Annotated in this window: 6 protein-coding genes and 1 pseudogene; all 7 read left to right on the forward strand. The window is 63.8% G+C overall.

Annotation, left to right across the window (positions count from 1 at the left end; translation table 11 throughout):
• Positions 1-132: pseudogene (locus EN914_RS40000) on the forward strand (ABC transporter permease); the annotation flags it as partial.
• Complete coding sequence (locus EN914_RS22505; RefSeq protein ID WP_024504743.1) at positions 129-1,202, forward strand: ABC transporter ATP-binding protein; 1,074 nt, start codon at positions 129-131, stop codon at positions 1,200-1,202. The pseudogene EN914_RS40000 and the gene EN914_RS22505, both read left to right, overlap by 4 nt.
• A gap of 13 nt (positions 1,203-1,215) precedes the next feature.
• Complete coding sequence (locus EN914_RS22510; RefSeq protein ID WP_127389270.1) at positions 1,216-2,490, forward strand: glycosyltransferase; 1,275 nt, start codon at positions 1,216-1,218, stop codon at positions 2,488-2,490.
• A complete protein-coding gene (locus EN914_RS22515) occupies positions 2,487-2,837 on the forward strand; it encodes a cupin domain-containing protein (protein WP_024504745.1) in 351 nt (116 codons plus the stop codon). The genes EN914_RS22510 and EN914_RS22515 overlap by 4 nt, the downstream gene beginning before the upstream one ends.
• Before the next feature lie 17 nt (positions 2,838-2,854).
• Positions 2,855-3,196 (forward strand): cupin domain-containing protein, encoded by a 342-nt coding sequence (locus EN914_RS22520; protein WP_024504746.1) that lies wholly within the window; start codon positions 2,855-2,857, stop codon positions 3,194-3,196.
• A gap of 23 nt (positions 3,197-3,219) precedes the next feature.
• Positions 3,220-3,564, forward strand: a complete 345-nt coding sequence (locus EN914_RS22525; RefSeq protein ID WP_024504747.1) for a cupin domain-containing protein — start codon at positions 3,220-3,222, stop codon at positions 3,562-3,564.
• A gap of 160 nt (positions 3,565-3,724) precedes the next feature.
• Positions 3,725-5,233 (forward strand): aldehyde dehydrogenase, encoded by a 1,509-nt coding sequence (locus tag EN914_RS22530; protein ID WP_024504748.1) that lies wholly within the window; start codon positions 3,725-3,727, stop codon positions 5,231-5,233.
• The last annotated feature ends 223 nt before the right edge of the window (positions 5,234-5,456 follow it).

Below are 5,456 nucleotides of genomic sequence, written 5' to 3' on the forward strand. Positions count from 1 at the left end.
ATGCAGATCTACGCCATGATCCGCTTCGGCATCACGCCGGAGATCAACGCGCTGGCGACCATCGTCATGGCGGTCTCGATCACCGCGCTGACCCTGTCGCAGCGGCTCAACCGTGGGATCATCGGCCAATGAGCGAACCCCGCACTCTGCTGGCCATCGATCATGTGTCGAAGAATTTCGGCAGGGTGATGGCCGTCGACGGCATCTCGCTCGACATCCGCGAGAACGAGTTCTTCGCTTTGCTCGGCCCGTCCGGCTGCGGCAAGACCACGCTCTTGCGCATGCTGGCCGGTTTCGAGACGCCCAATGACGGGCGCATCCTGCTCGACGGACGTGACATCGCCAAAACCCCGCCCAACAAGCGGCCGGTCAATCTGATGTTCCAATCCTATGCGCTGTTTCCGCATATGAGCGTTCGCGCCAATGTCTCCTACGGCCTGGAGATGGAACGTTTGCCAACAGCTGAAATCCGCTCCCGCGTCGATGCCATCCTGGCGACGACCGAGCTCGTCCCCTTCGCCGACCGCAAGCCGGAGCAATTGTCGGGCGGCCAGAAGCAGCGCGTCGCGCTTGCCCGCGCGCTGGTCAAGCGGCCTCGCCTGCTGCTGCTCGACGAGCCGCTCGGCGCGCTCGACAAGAAGCTGCGCGGCGCCATGCAGCTGGAATTGAAGCGCCTGCAGCACGAGGTCGGCATCACCTTCGTCATCGTCACCCATGACCAGGAGGAATCGCTCGTCATGGCCGACCGCATGGCGGTGCTGAAAGACGGCAGATTGCTGCAATGCGACACGCCGCACGCGATCTACGAACACCCCGCCGATCGCTTCGTCGCCGACTTCATCGGCGTGATGAATTTCGTGCCGGGCCAAGCCGCCGTCGATGGCGTTGTAGCCACGAATGGCGCACGCATATCAGGCAAGGTTCCGGCAACGCTCTCGCCCGGCGCATCCGCTGTCGCTTCGGTGCGCCCTGAGCGCATCCGGCTATTCCCATCGGCGGAAACCGCCAACCGCATCACCGGCACGGTCGAGGCGCTGGCCTATCAGGGGCTGGACCTGCAGCTGCATGTCCGCACGCCCCTGTCGCCAAAGCCGTTCCTGGTGCGCGTCACCGCAGATGCCGCCGACCGCCGGCCGGTCTCGTCGGGCGACCAGGTCGAACTCGGCTGGGATGCCGCCGATGTCAGAATTTTCGCAGAATGACAGGAGAAGCCTGATGGCGCAGAAGACGATCGCGTTTTTTCCAGAAGCCGCCTACGGCCCGGCGCTCAATTCCGTCGGCATCGCCCAGGCAGTCGAAGCGCGCGGCCACAAGGCGGTGTTCCTGTCCGACCCCGGCTTCGTCGATGTCTACAAGGGCTACGGCTTCGAGGCGCATCCGGTGAACCTGTCGGAGCCGATGCCGCCCGAGCAGATGGCGAAATTCTGGGAGGATTTCATCAACGGCCATATCCCGAACTTCCGCAAATCGCCCTACGACCAGGTCGACAACTACGTCAAGGATTGCTGGACGGCGATCGTCGACAGCGCCAAATGGGCGCAGAAGGATCTGCCGCGCGTTCTCTCAGCCATCAAGCCGGATGTGATCTGCGTCGACAACGTCATCCTGTTCCCGGCCATCAAGCAGTACGGCAAGCCGTGGGTGCGCGTCATCTCGTGTTCGGAAAACGAGATCGAGGACGAGGACATCCCGCCCCATCTCTCCGGCTGCGGCGAGAACGACCATGCCGGCCACCAGCGCTACCGCGACCACTTCAATGCGGTGATCAAGCCGATCCATGACGACTTCAACGCCTTCCTCACCGCCAACCACGAGGCGCCCTATCCGGTCGGCCAGTTCTTCGAAGCCTCGCCCTATTTGAACCTGCTGCTCTACCCCGAGGCGGCAAAATTCAAGCGCCGCCATCCGCTCGACCCGGCAAAATTCCAGTATCTCGAAGGCTGCGTGCGGCACGAAAAGCCGTACACGGTGCCGACCTTCTCCAGGAACAATAACGGGCCGCTGCTCTACGTCTCCTTCGGCAGCCTGGGCGCCGGCGATGTCGATCTGCTGAAGCGCATCATCGCGACATTGGGCAAGACGCGCTACAGGGCTCTGGTCAATGTCGGCGGCTACAAGGACCAGTACACGGACGTGCCCGGTAACGTCATTGTCGACAGCTGGTTTCCGCAGCCCTCGGTCATCCCGCAGGTCGATGCCGTCATCCACCATGGCGGCAACAACTCGTTCACCGAGTGCCTCTATTTCGGCAAACCGGCCATCATCATGCCTTATGTCTGGGACGGCCACGACAACGCCACCCGCGTCGAGGAAACCGGCCACGGCTTCGGCATGCCGCGCTACGACTGGACCGATGCCGAGCTGGTTGCCAGGATCGAGACCTGCCTGACCGACCCGGCGATGAAAGCCAAGCTGGCGAAGACATCGGCGCAGATGCACGCGCAGAATGGGCCGGAGAAGGCGGCAGGATTGCTGGAGGGGTTGCTGTGACCTCCTCCGCCCCACACCTCCACCAGGCCTCCACCCGCACCGATCTCGTCGACTGGGGCGTCCAGCCGGATGCGCTCGGCGGCACTTCGCACTCGACCGGCAGGCTCGTGCACAAAGGCCCGAACAACCAGCCGGAATCCGGCATCTGGGTCTGCACGCCAGGCCGCTGGCGCCTCAGTATCCCGCGCGACGAATTGTGCCATTTCGTCGCCGGCCGCGCGACCTACCGGTCGGATGTCGGTGAGGTGATAGAAGTCTCCACCGGCACCGTGGTCATGTTCCCTGCCGGCTGGAGAGGCGAATGCACCGTGCATGAGACGATGCGCAACGTCTACATGCTGGCGTGACCACGGAGCTTGATGACATGTCGACACCGCACTGGCCGAAGGCTTCGGCCGTGGAATTGGAAGACTGGGGCGCGGGCAGCAACACGCTCGCCCGTTCGCCGCGCGCTTCGGGCAAGATCCTGGCGCAGAACCCGGACGGATCGAGCGAATGCGGCCTGTGGACGTGCACGCCGGGCACGCGCAAGGTCACCTTTGGCGCCGACGAATTCTGCCACTTCCTGTCGGGACGCGGCAGCTATGTCCATGACGACGGCGAGGAGATCGCGGTCGAGGCCGGCACGCTGGTATTCTTCCCCGCCGGCTGGACCGGCATCTCCATCATCACGCAAACGCTGATCAAGGCTTTCATGTGCCGCTGAGCACTCATTTCCAAGGAATCGATATGATAACCCCCATCATGAAATCCCCGCTTACCATTACCGACCTCGTCGACTGGGGCGTCATCCCGACCATGATCGAGGGCCAATCCCATACCTCGGGCAAGCTGCTGTACAAGGGGCCGGAAGGCCGCTCCGAATGCGGGCTTTGGGTATGCACTCCGGGCAAATGGCACTGCCATGTCACCCGCGACGAGTTCTGCCATTTCCTCGAAGGGCGCTGCACCTATGTGCATGAATCCGGCGAGGTCATCGAGATCGAGCCGGATACGGCAGCGTTCTTCCCGCAGGACTGGAAGGGCGTCTGCACCGTCCATGAGACAATCAAGAAGGTCTACATGATCCGCTGAGCCTTCTCGATAATTCTGCCCTGCCGGACACCTGACGCGGCTTTCTGCGCTTCCGGTGCTCACGGACTAAATGTCCGCTGCGCTCCGGTTCTCGAAAGCCACGCCATCTGCCTCGGCAGGACGAATTCTCAAAAAGGCTCCATAAATGGAGAAGGACAAAATGGATTTCTCTCCTGACCGGCCAACCTTCTTCGTCAATCCGGACTACCGGTCGATGGCCGGCGCGGCAAAACCGGTGATCGATCCGGCGACGCTGGAAACCGTCGGCGCCATTGCCGCCGCCGGCGACGGCGAGATCGACGCTGTGCTCACGGCGGCAACCAGGGCGCAGGCCGCCTGGAAGAAGCTCGACGCCAAGAGCCGGGCCAAGCAACTGCATGCCGTCGCCAACGCCATCGAGGCGGCGGACTTCACGCGTTGCGCCGAGCTGATGGTGCGCGAGATGGGCAAACCCTACCCCGAAGCGATCGGCGAGATCGCCAATTGCGCGCCGATCTTCCGCTACTATGCCGAGATGGCGCGCGACGATGCCGGCAAGATCGCCGGCACGACGCAGGCCGGTTCGTTCCAGTATGCGCGCTACGAACCTTACGGCGTCTCCGTACACATCATGCCCTACAATTTCCCGATCCTGCTGATGTGCTGGACGGTCGCCGCATCGCTCGCCGCCGGCAATGCCTGCATCATCAAGCCGGCCGAGGCGACGACGCTGTCGACGCTGGACTACATGACCGTGTTCCGCTCGCTGCCAGAGGGGCTGGTCTCCTGCCTGCCCGGCGGAGCGGCCACAGCGCAGGCGCTGATCGCCTCCGACCGCACCCATGCCGTTGCCTTCACCGGCTCGGTCGCCGCAGGCAAGGCGGTGGCGGTGGCCTGCGCCGAACGCATGAAGCCGTGCGTCATCGAGGCCGGCGGCAGCGACCCGCTGATCATAAGCGAGCATGCCCCGCTCGAGATCGCGGCGGCCGGCAGCGTCACCGCCGCCTTCCACCTCACCGGCCAGGTCTGCACTTCGGCCGAGCGCTTCTTCGTCGTCGATTCCGTGCATGACCGCTTCGTCGCGCTGTTCGCCGAAAGGACGCGGGCGCTGCGCATCGGCAACGGCATGGACAAGACCGAGATCGGCCCGCTGGTCAGCGAAAGCGCGCGGACCAAAGTCATGCGCCTTGTCGACGATGCGATCGCTCATGGCGCCGTCGCAGTCACCGGCGGGCGTATCCCGCCTGCGTACAATGTCGGCTGGTTCTACGAACCGACGATCCTGACCGGCGTCACCCCTGATATGGCGATCGTGCGCGAAGAGTGTTTTGGACCCGTCGCCGCCATCTGCCGGGTCAGGGATTTCGACGAGGCGATCCGGCTTGCCAATGACAGCCCGTTCGGGCTCGGCGCTTCGGTGTTCACATCGGATCTGGCCGAAGCCCACGAGGCAGCGGAACGGCTCGAAGCCGGCATGGTCTGGGTCAACAACCCGCTGATCGACAATGACGCCCTGCCGTTCGGCGGCTGGAAGGCCTCCGGCCTCGGCCGCGAACTCGGACGCCAGGGCCTCGACGCTTTCCGCCGCTCCAAGATGGTGATCATTGACCACAAGCCTGCGATCCAGGACTGGTGGTACCCCTACCCCGACAGCTGGTTTCGCGAGACCGGCGGCCGCAAGCATGTCTGAGTGTTTCGAGCCTGGCTATCCCTGGACGCCAGCTCGGTGGCTATCCCTGGATAGCCAGCCCGACCATGAGCGGGAAAAGGCAATGCCGCCGAGTGAAACCCGGCGGCATTGCCTTTGACTGACCACTACCGTTTCGGCGGCGGTTCGTTACGGCGTCGTTTCCGTCTGCATCGCGGCAGCCGTCTGGTCGATCTTGCCGGCAAGGACGTCTTGAGCCCAGGAC

The organism is Mesorhizobium sp. M7A.F.Ca.CA.001.08.2.1 (assembly GCF_003998455.1).
Lineage (GTDB): Bacteria > Pseudomonadota > Alphaproteobacteria > Rhizobiales > Rhizobiaceae > Mesorhizobium > Mesorhizobium ciceri.